At 57.1% G+C, this 19242-nt stretch carries 15 protein-coding genes and 1 riboswitch; of the genes, 9 read left to right on the top strand and 6 right to left on the bottom strand.

The window, feature by feature from the left end; translation table 11 throughout:
- Positions 1-22: 22 nt before the first annotated feature.
- On the bottom strand, positions 23-2668 hold the full coding sequence (gene ppc / locus AC2AXP_RS21425; RefSeq protein ID WP_039992470.1) for a phosphoenolpyruvate carboxylase: 2646 nt from the start codon (positions 2666-2668) through the stop codon (positions 23-25).
- A 258-nt stretch (positions 2669-2926) separates the two neighbouring features.
- A complete protein-coding gene (argE, locus tag AC2AXP_RS21430) occupies positions 2927-4072 on the bottom strand; it encodes an acetylornithine deacetylase (RefSeq protein WP_004956489.1) in 1146 nt (381 codons plus the stop codon).
- 217 nt (positions 4073-4289) lie between these two features.
- On the opposite strand from argE, the gene argC reads away from it, so the two are divergent.
- The 4 genes from argC to argH all read left to right on the top strand — a co-directional run bounded on the left by argC (position 4290) and on the right by argH (position 8794).
- Positions 4290-5294 (top strand): N-acetyl-gamma-glutamyl-phosphate reductase, encoded by a 1005-nt coding sequence (gene argC, locus AC2AXP_RS21435; RefSeq protein WP_004956488.1) that lies wholly within the window; start codon positions 4290-4292, stop codon positions 5292-5294.
- Positions 5295-5314: 20 nt separating this feature from the next.
- Positions 5315-6088: an acetylglutamate kinase gene (gene argB, locus AC2AXP_RS21440; RefSeq protein WP_004956486.1), complete on the top strand. Its 774-nt coding sequence runs from the start codon at positions 5315-5317 to the stop codon at positions 6086-6088.
- Positions 6089-6115: 27 nt separating this feature from the next.
- Positions 6116-7333: an argininosuccinate synthase gene (locus tag AC2AXP_RS21445; protein WP_004956485.1), complete on the top strand. Its 1218-nt coding sequence runs from the start codon at positions 6116-6118 to the stop codon at positions 7331-7333.
- A gap of 87 nt (positions 7334-7420) precedes the next feature.
- Entirely contained in the window at positions 7421-8794 is a 1374-nt protein-coding gene (gene argH / locus AC2AXP_RS21450; RefSeq protein WP_004956484.1) for an argininosuccinate lyase, read from the top strand.
- 120 nt (positions 8795-8914) lie between these two features.
- On the opposite strand, the gene AC2AXP_RS21455 is transcribed toward argH, so the two are convergent.
- On the bottom strand, positions 8915-10363 hold the full coding sequence (locus AC2AXP_RS21455) for a dihydrolipoyl dehydrogenase (RefSeq protein WP_484381919.1): 1449 nt from the start codon (positions 10361-10363) through the stop codon (positions 8915-8917).
- An 85-nt stretch (positions 10364-10448) separates the two neighbouring features.
- Positions 10449-11180 carry a glutathione peroxidase gene (locus AC2AXP_RS21460; protein WP_004956482.1) on the bottom strand — a complete coding sequence of 244 codons (732 nt, stop codon included), beginning with the start codon at positions 11178-11180 and terminating at the stop codon, positions 10449-10451.
- A gap of 151 nt (positions 11181-11331) precedes the next feature.
- On the opposite strand from AC2AXP_RS21460, the gene oxyR reads away from it, so the two are divergent.
- Complete coding sequence (oxyR, locus tag AC2AXP_RS21465) at positions 11332-12249, top strand: DNA-binding transcriptional regulator OxyR (RefSeq protein WP_004956481.1); 918 nt, start codon at positions 11332-11334, stop codon at positions 12247-12249.
- Here oxyR and sthA read toward each other — a convergent pair.
- A complete protein-coding gene (gene sthA / locus AC2AXP_RS21470; RefSeq protein ID WP_039991404.1) occupies positions 12232-13629 on the bottom strand; it encodes a Si-specific NAD(P)(+) transhydrogenase in 1398 nt (465 codons plus the stop codon). The genes oxyR and sthA overlap by 18 nt on opposite strands.
- Before the next feature lie 217 nt (positions 13630-13846).
- On the opposite strand from sthA, the gene fabR reads away from it, so the two are divergent.
- Positions 13847-14479: an HTH-type transcriptional repressor FabR gene (gene fabR / locus AC2AXP_RS21475; protein WP_039991402.1), complete on the top strand. Its 633-nt coding sequence runs from the start codon at positions 13847-13849 to the stop codon at positions 14477-14479.
- Between the two features lie 14 nt (positions 14480-14493).
- A complete protein-coding gene (locus AC2AXP_RS21480; RefSeq protein WP_198773828.1) occupies positions 14494-14862 on the top strand; it encodes a YijD family membrane protein in 369 nt (122 codons plus the stop codon).
- Positions 14863-14907: 45 nt separating this feature from the next.
- On the opposite strand, the gene trmA is transcribed toward AC2AXP_RS21480, so the two are convergent.
- Complete coding sequence (gene trmA, locus AC2AXP_RS21485) at positions 14908-16011, bottom strand: tRNA (uridine(54)-C5)-methyltransferase TrmA (protein ID WP_004956476.1); 1104 nt, start codon at positions 16009-16011, stop codon at positions 14908-14910.
- A gap of 119 nt (positions 16012-16130) precedes the next feature.
- Positions 16131-16345, top strand: a riboswitch (cobalamin riboswitch).
- A 70-nt stretch (positions 16346-16415) separates the two neighbouring features.
- On the opposite strand from trmA, the gene btuB reads away from it, so the two are divergent.
- Together btuB and murI are read left to right on the top strand one after the other, a co-directional pair.
- Entirely contained in the window at positions 16416-18281 is a 1866-nt protein-coding gene (gene btuB, locus AC2AXP_RS21490) for a TonB-dependent vitamin B12 receptor BtuB (RefSeq protein ID WP_102991051.1), read from the top strand.
- Positions 18226-19089, top strand: coding sequence for a glutamate racemase (gene murI / locus AC2AXP_RS21495; protein WP_039991400.1), 864 nt, complete (start codon positions 18226-18228; stop codon positions 19087-19089). The genes btuB and murI overlap by 56 nt, the downstream gene beginning before the upstream one ends.
- Positions 19090-19242: the final 153 nt, after the last annotated feature.

Raw genomic sequence — 19242 nt, forward strand, 5'->3', positions numbered from 1 at the left:
ATCGCACCTCCTGCTTGCCAACTTAGCCGGTATTGCGCATCCCGGCGGCGACGCCGGCGATGGTGACCATTAATGCCTGCTCGACGCGTGCGTCTTGCTGGCCGTTTTCCTCTTGCTGACGTGAGCGGTGCAGCAGCTCCGCCTGCAGAACGTTCAGCGGATCGGTATAGACGTTGCGCAGCGCGATGGATTCAGCAATCCACGGCAAATCGGCCATCAGGTGATCGTCGTTGGCGATGGTCAGCACCACTTTGATGTCGCTGTCCAGCTGATCGCGCAGCTGTTTGCCCAACGGCCACAGAGACTTGTCTACCAGGCGCTGATCGTAATATTCCGCCAGCCACAAATCGGCTTTGGCGAACACCATTTCCAGCATGGCGATACGCGTCGAGAAGAACGGCCAGTCGCGACACATCGCCTCCAGCTGATCCTGCTTGCCGGCTTTCACCGCTTCTTGCAGACCGGCGCCGGCGCCCAGCCAGGCGGGCAGCATCAGGCGGTTCTGCGTCCAGGCGAAGATCCAGGGGATGGCGCGCAGGCTTTCTACGCCGCCGTTCGGGCGGCGCTTGGCCGGGCGTGAGCCCAGCGGCAGTTTGCCCAGCTCCAGCTCCGGTGTGGCGGCGCGGAAGTAGGGGACGAAGTCCGGATTTTCACGCACGTAGCCACGATACATTTTGCACGAGGTGTCGGACAGCTCGTCCATCAGCGTACGCCACTCTTTCTTCGGTTCCGGCGGTGGCAGCAGGTTGGCTTCGAGAATGGCGCCGGTATACAGCGCCAGGCTGCTGATGGTGACTTCCGGCAGGCCGTATTTGAAGCGGATCATTTCGCCCTGCTCGGTAACGCGCAGGCCACCCTTCAGGCTGCCCGGCGGTTGGGACAGCAACGCGGCATGCGCCGGTGCACCGCCACGGCCGATAGAACCGCCGCGCCCGTGGAACAGCGTCAGTGCGACCCCGGCTTTTTCGCAGGTTTTGATCAGCGCATCCTGCGCGCGATACTGCGCCCATGATGCCGCCATGACGCCGGCGTCCTTGGCCGAGTCGGAATAGCCGATCATCACCATTTGCTTGCCCTGAATGAAGCCGCGATACCAGTCGATATTCAGCAACTGGGTCATCACGTCGTCGGCATTATTCAGATCGTCGAGGGTTTCGAACAGCGGGGCGACCGGCAGCGCGAACGGGCAGCCGGCTTCCTTCAGCAGCAGATGCACCGCCAGCACGTCGGATGGCGTGCGCGCCATCGAAATCACGTAGGCGGCAATCGAGCCCTCTGGCGCTTCGGCAATCACCCGGCAGGTTTCCAGCACTTCCTGAGTGTCCGCGCTTGGTTGCCACTTCAATGGCACCAGTGGACGCTTGGAATTCAACTCGCGGATCAGGAATGCCTGTTTATCCGCTTCTGACCAGCTTTCATAGTCGCCCAGCCCCAGATAGCGCGTCAGTTCGGCGATCGCTTCGGTATGGCGGGTGCTTTCCTGACGCACGTCGATACGCACCAGTGGCACGCCGAAGCAGCGCACGCGGCGCAGGGTATCCAGCAGTTGGCCATTGGCAATGATGCTCATGCCGCACGCCACCAGCGATTGATAACAGGCGTACAGCGGCTCCCACAGCTGCTCGTTGTTCACCAGCAGGTCGTGCGGGCGTAGCATGCGTTCGCCCTTAAGGCGGCCTTCCAGGTACGCCTGTGAGCTCATCAACTGGCTGCGCAGGCGTTTCATGATTTCACGATACGGTTCTTGTACCGCGTCACCGCCGGCCAGCTCGCGCAGTTCCGGTGTACATTCGGTCATCGACAGTTCGGAAACCAGCACCTGAATATCGCGGGTGAATAGATCGCAGGCTTTCCAACGGCTCAGCAGCAGCACGTGGCGGGTGATTTCGGCGGTGACGTTCGGGTTACCGTCGCGGTCACCGCCCATCCAGGAGGTGAAGCGCACCGGCACCGCTTCCACCGGCAGGCGGTAGTCGATGGTGTTTTCCAACTGCTCGTTCAGTTCGCGCAGGAAGGCCGGGACGCCCTCCCACAGGCTGTTTTCCACTACCGCAAAGCCCCATTTGGCTTCGTCGATCGGCGTCGGTCGATTGTGGCGAATTTCGTCGGTATGCCACGATTGGGCAACTAACTGACGCAAACGGCGCATGATCTTGTTGCGTTCGTAATCGGCCAGGTCGTTGTGGTCAAGCTGGCTGAGGCAGCTATTCACTTCCACCAGTTTGTGGATCAGCGTGCGGCGGGTGATTTCCGTCGGGTGCGCGGTCAGCACCAGTTCGATCGACAGCTGATCTACCGCATCCTGCAGCGCTTTATTGCTGAGCTTTTTGTCTTTCAGCCGGCTGAACAGCTGCGTCAGCACTTCCGGGTTGCTGGCCGCTTCGCCGTTGGGCGAAATGCTGTGGTACTGCTCGGCGACGTTGGTCAGATTGAGGAACTGGCTGAAGGCGCGCGCCACCGGCAACAGTTCGTCGTTGGACAGGTTTTGCAGCGTGTTCAGCAATTCCTGACGGTGCGCCTCGCTGCCGGCGCGTGACGATTTGGAAAGCTTACGGATGGTTTCAACGCGATCGAGAATATGCTCACCCAGCGCTTCTTTAATGGTTTCGCCGAGCAATTTGCCGAGCATACTGACATTACTTCGCATTGCCGAATATTGTTCGTTCATATAACCCCTGACCCATTTCGATATGATTTTTATCTTGTAAGTAAATTTCACGCGTGAGGCGAAGGGCGCCTGTTCCATGCAATCGCGTGCCTGTCCAATGGTCAATTGACACTATTTTTAGCAAAAAAACATCAAAATCGGCGCTTTTTCTGAAATTTAATTACGCCCCGCGGGTTATCAGTCTGGCTTATCACGCGAGCGTTCTACGCCTTTATAGGTAGGGGCATGATAAGACATTGCCCCTATCATTTCTCTGGTTTATTGATGGCAGAAATGATCGACCAATTGGCCCAACAGCTTGCGCGTCGGCTCGATAAAGGCGGTATCAATGTATTCATCAGGCTGGTGGGCCTGATTGATTGAACCCGGTCCCAGCACCAGCGTCGGGCAGACTTCCTGTACGAAAGGCGCCTCGGTGCAATAGTTGACCACTTCGGTGCGCGAGCCCAGCAGCTTTTCGATCACCGCGACCATATGATGATCGGTTGGGCACTCATAGCCGGGGATCGGCGGGTGCAGTTCGTCAATGGTCAAGCGTCCTGGCCAGCGTTCGCTGACCGGCGCCAGCGCGCTGTGCAGCAGTTCGTTGATGTTATCCAGCGTCATGCCCGGCAGCGGGCGAATATCCATATGCAATTCACAGCAGGCGCAGATACGGTTAGCCGCATCGCCGCCATGGATATGTCCAAAGTTCATCGTCGGATACGGCACGGCAAAGGCTGGATTGTTATAGCGTTGCTGCAAGGTGTTACGCAGTTCCATTAAATGGCCAATGGATTCATGCATCAGATCGATGGCATTGACGCCGCGCGCCGGATCGCTGGAGTGGCCGGATTGTCCGGTGATACGAATCGCATTGGAAATATGCCCCTTGTGCGCCCGCACCGGTTGCAGCGAGGTCGGTTCGCCGATAATGGCGAAATCCGGCCGGATCTGACTGGAGGCGGCAAAATAGCGCGCACCGGCCATGGTGGTTTCTTCGTCGGCGGTGGCCAGCACATACAGCGGTCTGGTCAGTTTGCTGGCGTCAATGTCACGTACTGCATCGAGAATAAAGGCGAAGAATCCCTTCATGTCGGCGGTGCCGAGGCCGTACAGCTTGTTGTCGTGTTCGGTCAGGGTGAACGGATCGCGCGTCCAGCGCCCTTGATCGTAGGGCACGGTATCGGTGTGGCCGGCCAGCAGCAGGCCGCCGCTGCCTTCGCCGATACTGGCCAGCAGGTTGAACTTGTTGCGGGTGTCCGGTACCGGCTGCACGTCGACACGGAAGCCCAAATCACTAAACCATCCGGCCAACAAGTTGATTAATGCTTCATTACTCTGATCGAGAGCGCCATCGGTGGCACTGATCGAAGGAGTGGCGATCAACGCCCGGTACAGCTCAATAAATGGAGGTAATTTCATCTTCACTGTTGACAGCCTTTGGTTAGGATAGTATCAATATTCATGCATTTATTTTGAATAAAAATACAGTAAGCTGGAGCGTAAGGGAACCCGAAGCCCGGATGTTTATAAAAACATCAACGCTCACCCACGTGGGCGATCGGCGTAACAACGCGAGTGAGCCCTGCTACCGGGGTCGCAAGCGACCACATTGCACGTTTAGAAGGTGAAAGGCCACATGTTGAATACGCTGATTGTTGGTGCCAGCGGCTATGCCGGAGCAGAGCTCACGGCTTACCTGAATCGCCACCCACATATGAACATAACCGCTTTAGCGGTTTCAGCGCAAAGTGCAGATGCAGGAAAATTGCTTTCCGATCTGCATCCCCAGTTGAAAGGTATCGTCGATCTGCCGCTGCAGCCGCTGGTTGACGTTGCACAAGCGGCCAAAGGCATCGACGTGGTGTTCCTGGCCACCGCCCATGAAGTCAGCCATGACATTGCACCGGCGTTCCTGGCTGCCGGCTGCGTGGTGTTCGATCTGTCCGGCGCCTTCCGCGTACAGAGCGCCGAGTTTTATCAGCAATATTACGGTTTCGAACATCAACATGCCGATTTGCTGGAACAGGCGGTATATGGACTGGCGGAATGGCAGAGTGAACATATCAAACAGGCGCAGTTGATCGCGGTGCCGGGCTGCTACCCGACCGCCGCCCAATTGGCGTTGAAACCGTTGCTCGAACAGCAGTTGCTGAATCTCGATCAGTGGCCGGTGATCAACGCCACCAGCGGCGTCAGCGGTGCCGGGCGCAAGGCCAGTGTGAATACCAGTTTTTGTGAAGTCAGCCTGCAGCCGTATGGCCTCTTCAACCACCGTCATCAGCCGGAAATCGTCGCGCACCTGGGGACGCCGGTCATCTTTACGCCACATTTGGGGAATTTCCCACGTGGTATTTTGGCCACCATTACCTGTCGCCTGAAGGCCGGCGTAAGCGCCCAGCAGGTAGCGGCCGCTTACCAGGCCGCCTATCACGACAAACCGCTGGTGCGGCTGTATGCCAACGGCGTGCCGGCGCTGAAGGCGGTGGTTGGCCTGCCGTTCTGCGATATCGGTTTCGCGGTGCAGGGCGAGCATCTGATCGCCGTGGCGGCAGAAGACAATCTGTTGAAAGGCGCGGCCGCACAGGCGGTGCAGTGCCTGAATATTCGTTTTGGGTTCCCGGAAACCCAGTCACTCCTTTAAATCAGCGTGAGTAAACAGCGATGAATCCGTTAATTATCAAGTTAGGTGGCGTGCTATTAGACAGCGAAGAAGCGCTGGAGCGTTTGTTTACCGCGCTGGACAGCTATCGCGCCCAGTATCAACGTCCGTTGGTGATCGTTCACGGCGGCGGCTGCGTGGTGGATGAGCTGATGAAGCAGCTTGCCCTGCCGGTGGTGAAGAAAAACGGTCTGCGGGTTACTCCGGCCGATCAAATTGACATTATTACCGGCGCGCTGGCCGGCACCGCCAACAAGACCTTGCTGGCATGGGCGGTGAAGCATCAAATCAATGCGGTCGGCCTGAGCCTGGCGGATGGCGGCAGCGTTACCGTGACTCAGCTCGATCCGGCGCTGGGCCACGTTGGCAATGCGCAGCCGGGTTCGCCGCTGCTGGTACAGACCTTGCTGACGGCCGGTTATCTGCCGGTAATCAGTTCGATCGGCATTACCGCCGAAGGGCAACTGATGAATGTGAACGCCGATCAGGCCGCGACGGCGCTGGCCGCCACGCTGGGCGCCGATCTGATCCTGTTGTCGGACGTCAGCGGTATTCTCGACGGCAAAGGCCAGCGTATTGCAGAAATGACGGCGCAAAAAGCGGAACAGCTGATCGCACAAGGCATTATTACCGATGGTATGGTGGTGAAGGTGAACGCGGCGCTGGATGCAGCCCGTACCCTTGGCCGCCCGGTAGATATCGCCAGCTGGCGCAATGCGGAAAAACTTCCGGCCCTGTTTAACGGCGAGTCTATCGGCACCCGGATCCTCGCTTAAATCAAGAATTAAAAAGGAATCAACAACATGCAAAACCAAGGCATCAAAAAAATCGTTCTGGCGTACTCCGGTGGCCTGGATACTTCCGCCATCATTCCGTGGCTGAAAGAAAACTACGGCGGCTGTGAAGTGGTCGCTTTCGTTGCGGATATTGGCCAGGAGCGCGGCGATCTGGAAGGCGTTGAGCAAAAAGCGCTGCAATCCGGTGCCTCTGAATGCCATGTGGTCGATCTGCGTGAAGAGTTTATTCGCGATTACGTTTATCCGGTGCTGCAGACCGGCGCGCTGTATGAAGGTACCTATCTGCTGGGAACCTCGATGGCGCGGCCAATCATTGCCAAGGCGCAGGTTGAGCTGGCGCTGAAAGTAGGCGCCGATGCGCTGTGCCATGGTGCGACCGGCAAGGGCAACGATCAGGTGCGTTTCGAAACCACCTACACCGCGCTGGCGCCGCAGTTGAAAGTGGTGGCGCCGTGGCGTGAATGGAATCTGCGTTCCCGTGAGGCGCTGCTGGATTACCTGAAAGAGCGCAATATTCCGACCACCGCATCGCTGGAAAAGATCTACAGCCGTGACGAAAACGCCTGGCATATCTCCACCGAAGGCGGCGTACTGGAAAGCCCGTGGAACGCGCCGAACAAAGATTGCTGGGTATGGACTGTCGATCCGCAGGACGCGCCGGACCAGCCTGAGCAAGTCACCATCACCGTCGAAAAAGGCCGCGTGGTGGCGGTGGACGGCGAAGCCTTGACGCCGTACCAGTGCCTGGAAAAACTGAACGTGCTGGGCGCCAAACATGGCGTTGGTCGTATCGACATCGTGGAAAACCGCCTGGTGGGCATCAAGTCCCGTGGCTGCTACGAAACCCCGGGCGGCACCATCATGGTGGCGGCGCTGCGTGGCATTGAGCAGCTGGTTCTGGACCGTGACAGCTTCAAATGGCGTGAACAGCTGGGCTTGGAAATGTCCTATGTCGTTTACGACGGTCGCTGGTTTGCGCCGCTGCGTCGTGCCATCCAGGCCTCGGCCGAAGCGCTGGCGGAAGAGGTTAACGGTGAAGTAGTGCTGCAACTGTACAAGGGTCAGGTCACGGCGATTCAGAAGAAATCCACCAACAGCCTGTATTCGGAAGAGTTCGCCACCTTCGGCGAAGACGAAGTTTACGATCATAGCCATGCCGGCGGCTTTATCCGTCTGTTCTCACTGTCTTCACGCATCCGTGCGCTGAACGAAAAGAAAAAGTAAGTTTTCTCGGCGCTGACGTTGAGGGGCGCACGCTGTTGCGCCCCCGATGTTCTGAGCGACAAGCATAAAATATTCAGGAGCAAGATTATGGCACTTTGGGGCGGACGGTTCAGTCAGGCGGCGGATCAGCGGTTCAAACACTTAAATGACTCACTGCGTTTCGACTATCGTCTGGCAGAGCAGGATATCGTTGGCTCCGTGGCCTGGTCAAAAGCGCTGGTGACCGTCAACGTACTGACGGCGCAGGAGCAGCAGCAACTGGAACAGGCATTGAACGCATTGCTGCAACAGGTGCAGGCCGATCCGTTGGCGATTGTGCAAAGCGATGCCGAAGATATTCACAGCTGGGTGGAGCAGCAGCTGATCGACAAAGTCGGCGATCTGGGCAAAAAGCTGCACACCGGGCGTAGCCGTAACGATCAGGTGGCGACCGACCTGAAACTGTGGTGTAAACAGCAGATCGGTGAACTGCATCAGGCCATTGTGCAATTGCAGCAGGCGCTGGTGGCAACCGCTGACGCCAATCAGGACGCGGTGATGCCGGGTTATACCCACCTGCAACGCGCGCAGCCGGTGACCTTTGCACACTGGTGTCTGGCGTATGTCGAAATGCTGGCGCGCGACGAAAGCCGCCTGCAGGATACGCTGAAGCGTCTGGACGTCAGCCCGTTGGGCAGCGGTGCGCTGGCCGGCACCGCATACCCGATCGATCGCGAACAGCTGGCGGGCTGGCTGGGTTTTGCATCGGCAACCCGCAACAGTCTGGACAGCGTGTCCGACCGCGATCACGTGCTGGAACTGCTGTCTAATGCGTCGATCAGCATGGTGCATCTGTCGCGCTTTGCCGAAGACCTGATCTTCTTCAACAGCGGTGAAGCGGCGTTTGTCGACCTTTCCGATCGGGTGACTTCCGGCTCTTCCCTGATGCCGCAGAAGAAAAACCCGGATGCGCTGGAACTGATCCGTGGCAAGTGTGGCCGCGTACAGGGCGCATTGACCGGTATGATGATGACGCTGAAAGGCTTGCCGTTAGCCTATAACAAAGACATGCAGGAAGATAAAGAAGGGTTGTTCGATGCGCTCGACACCTGGATGGACTGTCTGCAGATGGCAGCGCTGGTGCTGGACGGTATCCAGGTGAAGCGCCCGCGTTGCCAGGAGGCGGCGGAGCAGGGCTATGCCAATGCCACCGAACTGGCGGATTACCTGGTTGCCAAAGGCGTGCCGTTCCGCGAAGCACACCATATCGTCGGTGAAACGGTGGTGGAGGCTATTCGGCAAGGCAAGGCGCTTGAAGCATTGCCGCTGGCGGACTTGCAAAAGTTCAGCAGCGTGATTGGTGACGACGTGTATCCGATACTGTCGCTGCAATCGTGCCTCGACAAGCGTGCCGCCAAGGGCGGGGTATCGCCGCAGCAGGTCGCCAGCGCCATTGCCGAGGCAAAGCAGCGTCTGGCGTAACGCCAACGGCCAGTGAACATGGTAAAGGCGCGGCATGATGCTGCGCCTTTTGCTTTGTTGGCATGTATGACGCAAAAACCGGGCGGGTACCCGGTGAGTGGGATGCTTTGGCTGGTGAGGTTACTCGCCCGGACAGCGCTGGCAGCGTTCGGATTCGGCGGTCCCCAGTTTCAGCTTGGCCTGCAAGTCGCGCAGCGCGGTACGCAGCCCTTCTTCGATTACCGGATGGTAGAACGGCATGTCCAGCATTTGGTTGATGGTCATCTGCTGTTGATGCGCCCAGGCCAGCAGGTGCGCGATGTGTTCGGCGTCCGGGCCGATCATTTCGGCACCCAGGAAGCGACCGCTGCCCTGCTCGCCATAAACATGCAGCATGCCTTTGTTACGTAGCATGACGCGTGAACGCCCCTGGTTTTCGAACGACACCGCGCCGACCTCAAAGCAGCCGCAGGCGCTGAACTTCTGGCTGAGTTCGCGGAAGGTGGCACCGACCATGGCGATTTGCGGATCGGAGAACACCACCGAAATCGTGCTGCGGCGCAGGCCCTGTTTGACTTCCGGGTAACTGCCGGCATTTTCCCCGGCAATGCGCGCCTGATCGCTGGCTTCATGCAGCAGCGGCAACTGATTACTGGCATCACCGGCAATGAAAATATGCGGCACGCTGGTCTGCATGGTCAGGCGATCGGCCTGCGGCACGCCTTTGGCGTCCAGCTCCAGATGGGTGTTTTCCAGTCCCAGTTTATCCACGTTGGGCCGGCGACCGGTAGCGGCCAATACGTAATCCACCAGAATTTCCTGCGGGTTGCCATCCTGCCCCCGATAGCGGATGAAGACCTGGTCGCCCTCACGCTGCATCATGTCTACCTTGACGTCCGGATCGAGGTAAAACGCCTCCCCCAGCGTCTGGCTGGCGTATTGGCGCACCGTGCTGTCGGTCAATGGACCCACCGCGCCGCCAACGCCGAACACTTTGGTATCCACTCCCAGACGATGCAGTGCCTGGCCCAGTTCCAGACCGATGACGCCGGGGCCGAACACTGCTACCGAGCGCGGCAGATCGTCCCAATCGAACACTTGATCGTTGACGATCAGGCGATCGCCGAGAGCGTCCCAGGCGGCTGGCCAACTGGGGCGTGAACCGGTAGCGATGACGATGCGCTGGGCCGTGATGCGGGTATGTTCGTCCACCTGCAAGGTATTGTCGTCAATAAAGCGGGCATAACCGCTGATTTTGTCGTCCGCCGGAATGCTGTCGACGCCTTCTTGCACAAAACCGACGAACCGGTCGCGCTCGCGTTTGACGCGCGCCATCACTTCGCGGCCATTGATCGTGGTGTTGCCCGCCGGATGCACGCCGAAACCAGGGGCGCGTTCGATATGGTGCACCGCCTCTGCCGCGGCAATCAGCAGTTTGGAGGGCATGCAGCCCACGCGTGCACAGGTAGTACCGTAAGGGCCGCCTTCAATCATCACCACGCTCGGGGTGGAAAGTTTGGCTGCGCGGTAAGCGCCAAGCCCGGCGGTGCCGCCGCCGATCACCGCGACGTCTACATTCAGCTGTTTCATGTCAACACTCCGCTAGGATAAAAAAAGGCGGGTCATTTCACTGAGCCCGCCAAACGTTCACGTTGGATTTGCTTTTACTTATAAATCAGGCTGACAGGAATGATTCCAGATCGTCGCTGCCGCCAATGTGACGCCCGCCGATGAACACCTGCGGTACGGTAGCGCGGCCGCTGACGGCGCGCAGGCTGACGGTGGTGGCATCTTTGCCCAGCACGATTTCTTCATACTGAATACCGCGTTCTTGCAGCATCTGTTTTGCCTTGGCGCAGAATGGGCAGCCAGGTTTGGTGAACAGCGAAACGGATTCCTGCACTTTGAATTCCGGCGCCAGGTATTTCAGCATGGTGTCGGCGTCAGACACTTCAAACGGGTCGCCTGGCTTGTTGGGTTCAACGAACATTTTCTCAACCACGCCGTTGCGCACCAGCATCGAATAGCGCCATGAACGTGGGCCAAAGCCCAGATCGGCTTTTTCGACCAGCATGTTCATACCCTTGGTGAATTCACCGTTGCCGTCTGGCACAAAGGTGATGTTTTCAGCGTGTTGATCGGCTTTCCAGGCATTCATTACGAAAGTGTCATTGACGGATACGCACAGGATGCCGTCGACGCCGTGCTGTTTGAACACGTTGGACAGCTCGTTATAACGTGGCAAATGGCTGGAAGAGCAGGTTGGCGTGAATGCGCCCGGCAGTGAGAACACAATCACGGTTTTGTTTTTGAACAGGTCATCAGTGGTTACATCAATCCATTGGTCGCCCTGGCGAGTGTGGAAAGTAACCTGAGGGACTTTTTTGCCTTCTTGACTGGTAAACATTGAATAACCCCTTAATTAGGAAAAATAATTTTTTGCTGTTGACGTCATGTCGTTTGCTTGGTGGACATTATTCACGCTAGGGCTTGATAGATCTAATCGCTGATTGCTATCTTATCTATCGCTACGAGCTATCGTGGCCTGGAGGGAAACAATGAATATTCGTGATTTAGAATACCTGGTCGCCTTGGCCGAGCACCGCCACTTCCGGCGCGCTGCCGACTCATGCCATGTCAGTCAACCAACGCTCAGTGGGCAGATCCGTAAACTGGAGGACGAACTGGGCGTAATGCTGCTGGAACGCACCAGCCGTAAAGTGCTGTTCACCCAGGCGGGTCTGCTGCTGGTGGAGCAGGCGCGCACCGTTCTGCGGGAAGTCAAGGTGCTGAAAGAAATGGCCAGCCAGCAGGGGGAAGCCATGTCGGGGCCGTTGCACATTGGTCTGATCCCGACCGTTGGGCCGTATCTGCTGCCACAGATTATCCCGACGTTACATAAAACGTTCCCGAAACTGGAAATGTATCTGCACGAAGCGCAAACCCAGCAGCTGCTGGCGCAGCTCGACAGCGGCAAGCTGGACTGTGCCATTCTGGCGCTGGTGAAGGAAACAGAAGCGTTTATTGAAGTGCCGCTGTTCGATGAGCCAATGAAGCTGGCGGTGTATTCGGATCACCCATGGGCACAACGTGAGCGCGTGGCGATGCCGGATCTGGCGGGCGAAAAACTGCTGATGCTGGAAGACGGGCACTGTCTGCGCGATCAGGCGATGGGCTTCTGTTTCCAGGCCGGTGCGGACGAAGACACCCATTTCCGCGCCACCAGCCTTGAAACGCTGCGTAACATGGTAGCGGCCGGCAGCGGCATTACGCTGTTGCCGTCATTGGCGGTGCCAAACGCGCGTGAGCGCGACGGCGTGTGCTATCTCGACTGCTACAAACCGGAACCGAAGCGCACCATTGCCCTGGTGTATCGCCCCGGTTCCCCTTTGCGCAGCCGCTATGAGCAGTTGGCCGAGGCGATCCGCGAGCACATGCAGAGTTACATGGGCTCGGTGTTAAAACAGGCGGTTTAAGCCGTTTAACGCCGCCACCCGATAGGCTTCGGCCATGGTCGGATAGTTGAAGGTAGTATTAACGAAATACTCGATGGTATTACCTCCATTCTTCTGTTCCATGATTGCCTGGCCGATGTGGATGATCTCCGCCGCACGCTCGCCAAAGCAGTGAATGCCCAGGATTTCCAGCGTGTCGCGGTGGAACAGGATCTTCAGACTGCCGACGCTCATGCCGGCGATCTGTGCGCGCGCCAGATGCTTGAACTGGGCGCGGCCCACTTCGTACGGCACTTTCATCGACGTCAGTTCCTGCTCGGTTTTGCCGACGGAGCTGATTTCCGGAATGGTGTAGATCCCGGTCGGGATGTCTTCAATCAGATGCGCGTTGGCTTCCCCGGAGGCAATGGCCTGCGCGGCAATGCGACCCTGATCGTAGGCCGCCGACGCCAGGCTCGGGTAGCCAATTACATCACCGACGGCATAGATATGCGCCAGCGCCGTCTGGTACATGCTGTTTACCTTCAGCAGGCCGCGGCTGTCGGATTCCAACCCGACGTTTTCCAGACCCAGCGCGTCGGTGTTGCCGGTACGGCCGTTGGCATACAGCAGGCAGTCGGCTTTCACCTTTTTGCCCGATTTCAGATGCACGATGACGCCGTCTTCGGTGCCTTCAATTTTCTCGAACTCTTCGTTGTGACGGATCACCACGCCATTGTTCCAGAAGTGATAAGACAGTGAGTCCGACATTTCCTGATCGAGGAACGCCAGCAACCGGTCGCGGGTGTTGATCAGATCAACCTTGACGTTCAGGCCGCGGAAAATCGACGCGTATTCGCAGCCGATCACCCCGGCACCATAGATAATGACGTGGCGCGGTTCATGGCTCAATTCGAGAATGGAATCACTGTCATAAATACGTGAATGGGTAAAATCAACGCTGGCCGGGTGATAGGGCCGCGAGCCGCAGGCGATCACGATGTGATCGGCGCGGATGGTATCTTGGGTGCCGTCCTGATAGGTAACGCTGACGGTATTGGCATCGATAAAACGCGCATCGCCGGCAAACAGTTTGCACTGGTTGCGCTCGTAAAAGCCTTGGCGCATGCGGGTCTGTTGGTTAATGACGTTGTCGGCGTGGCGGAGAATGTCAGGGAACGTGGCGCTGAGCGTACGGGAGTTATTGTAGAGCGGGTTCTGGTTGAATTCGATAATACGGCTGACGGCGTGGCGGAGGGCTTTGGACGGGATTGTGCCCCAATGGGTACAGCCGCCGCCGACATTATTGAACCGCTCGATCACCGCCACTCGGGCGCCTTGTTTAACCAGTCCCATGGCGGCGCCTTCACCACCAGGGCCCGAGCCGATAACAATGGCATCAAATTGATAGTGCTGTTGCATGTGAGGTTAGACCTATTCTTATACAAAATTACAACGGTATCTTAACATCATAGCGCTGTGCGCCCAATCACCATTAGGCTTTTTGAGGCAAAGCACAATCTGCACGGGTTGGAATTGTGAGCAGGCGCGTTTGTATAAATGCTGTTGCAATAAAATTTGCTATATTGCCACCCTTACGGCGTTAGACTGAGTGAATGGAATTTATCTGGATATGCATATGGGCGTCAGAGCACAACAAAAAGAACGGACGCGTCGCTCTTTGATCGAAGCGGCGTTCAGCCAGCTGAGCGCCGAGCGCAGTTTTGCCAGCCTGAGTCTGCGAGAGGTTTCTCGTGAGGCAGGTATTGCGCCAACCTCGTTTTATCGCCACTTTCGCGATGTGGATGAGCTGGGGTTGACCATGGTCGACGAGAGCGGCCTGATGCTGCGCCAACTGATGCGGCAGGCACGCCAGCGCATCGCCAAAGGCGGCAGCGTGATCCGTACCTCGGTCTCGACGTTTATGGAGTTCATTGGCAATAACCCCAATGCATTTCGCCTGTTGCTGCGTGAGCGCTCCGGTACGTCCGCGGCTTTTCGTGCGGCGGTTGCGCGCGAAATCCAGCATTTTATCGCCGAACTGGCGGATTACCTCGAACTGGAAAACCATATGCCACGTAGCTTCACCGAAGCTCAGGCCGAAGCCATGGTCACCATCGTGTTCAGCGCCGGCGCTGAAGCGTTGGATATCGACATCGAGCAGCGGCGTCAGTTGGAGGAGCGGCTGGTACTGCAATTGCGGATGATTTCCAAAGGAGCCTATTACTGGTATCGCCGCGAGCAAGAAAGATCATCTGTCACCCACGTATAAGAAGGTAAAAAGTAATGGAAAAACCAGGCCGTGAGAATGGCACCTTACTGCTGGCGTTGATTGCCGGCCTTTCGATCAACGGTTCTTTCGCCGCGTTGTTCAGCTCGGTGGTACCGTTTTCGATCTTCCCGCTGATCGCACTGGTGTTGGCGGTGTACTGCCTGCATCAGCGTTACCTTAACCGGGTGATGCCGGACGGCATGCCCAAGTTGGCCGCGGCGTGTTTCGTGCTGGGTTTATTGATATACAGCGCCATCGTACGTGCGGAATACCCGCAAATCGGCTCGAACTTCCTGCCATCGATCCTTTGCGTGGTGCTGGTGCTGTGGATTGGCATCAAACTGAAGGCGCGCAAGACGCTGGGTGGTCAATCGCAGCCATAATGCTGCCGGCCCGGGTGTCCCGGGCCTTATTGCTGCCGGTTGGCGCTAGACGCGTTTTTCCAACAGTACGCCGCATTCCATATGGTGGGTGTAGGGGAACTGATCGAACAGCGCCAGGCGGGTAATGTCATGCGTGGCCTGCAAGGTATCCAGGTTGGCGCTCAGCGTTTCCGGGTTGCAGGAAATATACAGGATGCGTGGATAGGCCTGTACCATCTTCACCGTTTCGTCATCCAGCCCACTACGTGGCGGATCGACAAAAATTGTCTCACAGTTATAGCTGCTTAAATCAATGCCTTGCAGACGATTAAAGCTGCGTACGCCGTTCATCGCCTGGGTAAACTCTTCCGCTGCCATACGAATGATTTGCACATTGTCTACCTGATTGGCGGCGATATTGTATTGTGCGGCGGCCACCGATGGCTTGGCGATTTCCGTTGCCAGCACGCGATCGAAATTGCGCGCCAGCGCCAGAGAAAAGTTACCGTTGCCGCAGTACAGTTCCAGCAAATCCCCCTTGGCATGCCGTGTGACGTCCAGCGCCCATTCCAACATGGCAACGTTTATCGCCGCGTTGGGCTGGGTGAAGCTGTTTTCCACCTGGCGGTAAATCATGTCGCGCCCTGCGACCGGCAGCACTTCATCGATGTAATCGTGATCCAGGGTGATTTTCATTTTAGAGGCGCGGCCAATCAGTTGCAGATCGAAACCCTGGGCGCGCAGATCATCGCGCAATTGCTCCGCGTGCCGTTGCCATTCATCGTCCAGCTTGCGGTGGTACAGCAGCGACGCGATGATTTTACCGCTTCGGGTTGACAGGTAATCGATCTGGAACAGTTTGCGGCGCAGAACGGGCTGCGGTTTGATGGCGGCGATCAGCGCGGTCATCAGGCGGTTGATCAGTTCGCTGGCGGCGGGAAAGCGGTCAACGCGAATCCGCTGCTTGGTCTGCTGGTCGAACATGATGTGGTACATCTCATCATCGTCGTGCCAGATGCGGAATTCGGCGCGCATACGGTAATGGCTCACTGGCGAGCGGAACACTTCCGGCTCGGGTGCCCCGAACGGCGACATCATGGACGCCAGCCGCTGGGTTTTCTCCGTCAGCTGTTCGTCGTAGCGTTCAATAGGCAGGTTCTCGGGCGTCATGGTCTTCTCGTCAGTCAAATTGGATCAGCGGGGATTGTAGGGAATTGGGCAGTGAAGTCCAGTTTTGTCAGCCTTATTATTTGTTACATTATTGGAAGTCTAGACATCCATTTACATTGATCGTAGCATTGCTGTCCGGCCTCAAGCAGCGAGTGAAAAGGGAATCCGGTGAGAATCCGGAGCTGACGCGCAGCGGTAAGGGGAAGTCACGGCGATAGCATATATTAATGCAGACACTGTCCACTGCTGGATGGGAAGTCATCGCCCGGTGTCGATTGGGTTGCGCAATCGACAAGTCCCAAGCCCGAAGACCTGCCGGTACTACGTCGCATTATTCATGACTGTCGCGAATCACCAGTCCATGAACCTGCGGCATCCGCAGATATGTTTGGATGCTTTTCCCAATGACAATGATAAAAAATACGCTGCTGTCGGTGGTTACCTCCGTCACGGCCTTTTCTGGATGGGCGCAAGACAACACCACGACCAATCACAGCGATAAACTGGTGGTTACCGCCAACCGTTTTCCTCAGCCGGTATCTTCGGTTCTGGCGCCGACCTCCGTCGTCACCCGTACTGATATCGATCGCTGGCAGGCCAAAAGCCTGACCGATGTGATGCGCCGTTTGCCGGGAGTGGATATTGCCCAGAACGGCGGCTTGGGGCAAAACAGCTCGCTGTTTGTACGTGGCACCAATTCCAGCCACGTATTGGTACTGATCGACGGCATCCGTCTGAATCAGGCTGGCGTCAGCGGCTCTTCCGATCTCAGCCAAATTCCTATTTCGCTGGTGCAGAAAATTGAATATATCCGTGGGCCGCGTTCGGCGGTGTATGGCTCCGACGCGATTGGTGGCGTAGTCAACATTATCACTACGCGAGAAAACAACGGCACTACGCTTTCCGCCGGGCTGGGTTCCAACGGCTATCAGGCGTATGACGCATCGACCCAGCAGCCGCTGGGGGACGACACCGTGGCAACGCTGGCGGGCAACTATACCTATACCAAAGGGTATGACGTGGTGGCTTATGGCAATACCGGCATGCAAAGCCAGCAGGATCGTGACGGTTTCATGAGCAAGTCGCTGTATGGCGCCATACAGCACCAGTTTACCGAACAGTTCAGCGGTTTCGTGCGCGGTTACGGCTATGACAACCGCACGGCCTATGATAGCTATTATTCACCGGGCGCTGCGCTGGTGGATACACGCAAGCTTTATAGCCAGACCTGGGACAGTGGGGTACGTTACCAGCAGGGCATTTATGCGACGCAGCTGATTGGCAGCTACAGTCACAGTAAAGACTACAACTATGATCCGCGTTTAGGCCAGTACGCCAGTTCGGCGCGACTGGACGATGTGGAACAGTACAACCTGCAATGGGGTAACACGCTGCAGGTCGGGCGTGGCACGGTGAGCGCCGGCGCCGATTGGCAGGATCAGAAAATCAAACCGAACACCGCCTCGGTGAGCGAAGAGAAAAGCCAGCGCAATACGGGCCTGTACCTGACCGGTCAGCAACTGGTTGGCCCGGTGACGCTGGAAGCCGCCGTGCGTGGTGACGACAACTCCGAATTTGGCTGGCACGGCACCTGGCAGACCAGCGCGGCCTGGGAGTTTGTCGAAGGATATCGCCTGGTGGGGTCTTACGGCACCGCCTTCAAAGCACCGAACATGGGCCAGCTGTATAGCGACTTTTATGGCAATCGCGATCTGAAACCAGAAGAAAGCAAGCAGTGGGAAGGTGGCTTCGAAGGGCTGACCGGGCCAGTGACCTGGCGCGTTTCTGCTTACCGTAATGACATCGACAACCTGATCGACAGCGATCCGGTGAGCTACCGTTATTACAACATCGGTAAAGCGACCATCAAAGGCGTTGAGGCGACCGCTTCGTTTGAAACCGGCCCGTTGACGCATCAGATTGGCTACGACTACGTTGACCCGCGCAACGCCAAAACCAATGAGGTTCTGCTGCGCCGCGCCAAACAACAGGTGAAGTATGAACTGGATTGGCAGGTCTATGACCTGGACTGGGCGGTGACCTATCGTTATCTGGGGCAGCGTTTTGACAAAGATTACAGTAGCTACCCGAGCGAGACGGTCAAACTCGGCGGCGTCAGCCTGTGGGATCTCGCCGTTTCGTATCCAGTCACATCACATCTGACAGTTCGTGGTAGAATTGCCAACCTGTTTGATAAAGATTATGAGACGGCATATGGCTACGCTACTCCAGGAAGAGAATACTCCCTCACTGGAAGCTATACCTTCTAATTCCACCGCGACTCCACGCCCGACGGTGTTGGTATTTGATTCCGGCGTCGGTGGACTTTCGGTGTATCAAGAGGTCCGGCAATTGCTGCCGGACCTGCACTATATATACGCTTTCGATAACGTGGCGTTTCCGTACGGCGAAAAGTCTGAACAGTTTATCGTTGAGCGGGTATTGGAGATTGTCGGCGCGGTGCAGCAACGTTACCCGTTGGCGATTGTCATTATTGCCTGCAATACCGCCAGCACCGTTTCCCTGCCAGCCTTGCGCGCACGTTTCAGTTTCCCGGTAGTGGGTGTAGTACCCGCCATCAAGCCTGCCGCCAAGCTGACCGCCAACGGCATCGTTGGCCTGCTGGCGACGCGCGGTACCGTACAGCGTAGCTATACCCATGAGCTGATCGCCCGTTTTGCCACCGACTGCAAAATCGAACTGCTGGGTTCTTCGGAGCTGGTTGAACTGGCAGAAGCAAAGCTGCATGGCGAAGAGGTGCCGTTGGCGGCGTTGAAGAAGATCCTGCAACCGTGGCTCAGCATGCGCGAGCCACCAGACACGGTCGTGTTGGGTTGCACTCATTTCCCGCTGTTGGCCGACGAGCTGATGCAGGTATTACCGCAGGGCACCCGCCTGGTGGATTCCGGTGCGGCAATCGCCCGTCGGGCTGCGTGGTTGATCTCGTCACAGGAAAATTTGCGATCATCGCAAGAAGAGAACGTTGCCTATTGTATGGCGTTAAATGACGATACCGACGCTTTATTGCCCGTTTTACAGAGTTATGGCTTCAATTCGTTGAAAAAACTGGCGATATAACGGCGATTTGATTAAATGTTCGACGGTTGAAAAGTTTTTTGAAATTAGGGGTTGCGGCCTTCTGAGAACTCCCTATAATGCGCCTCCACTGACCGGGAACAACGACTGCTTAAACGCAAGACGAACCACCCAGTCAGTGAGACGAAAGCGAAA

It is taken from the genome of Serratia sp. Sp408, from assembly GCF_057180665.1.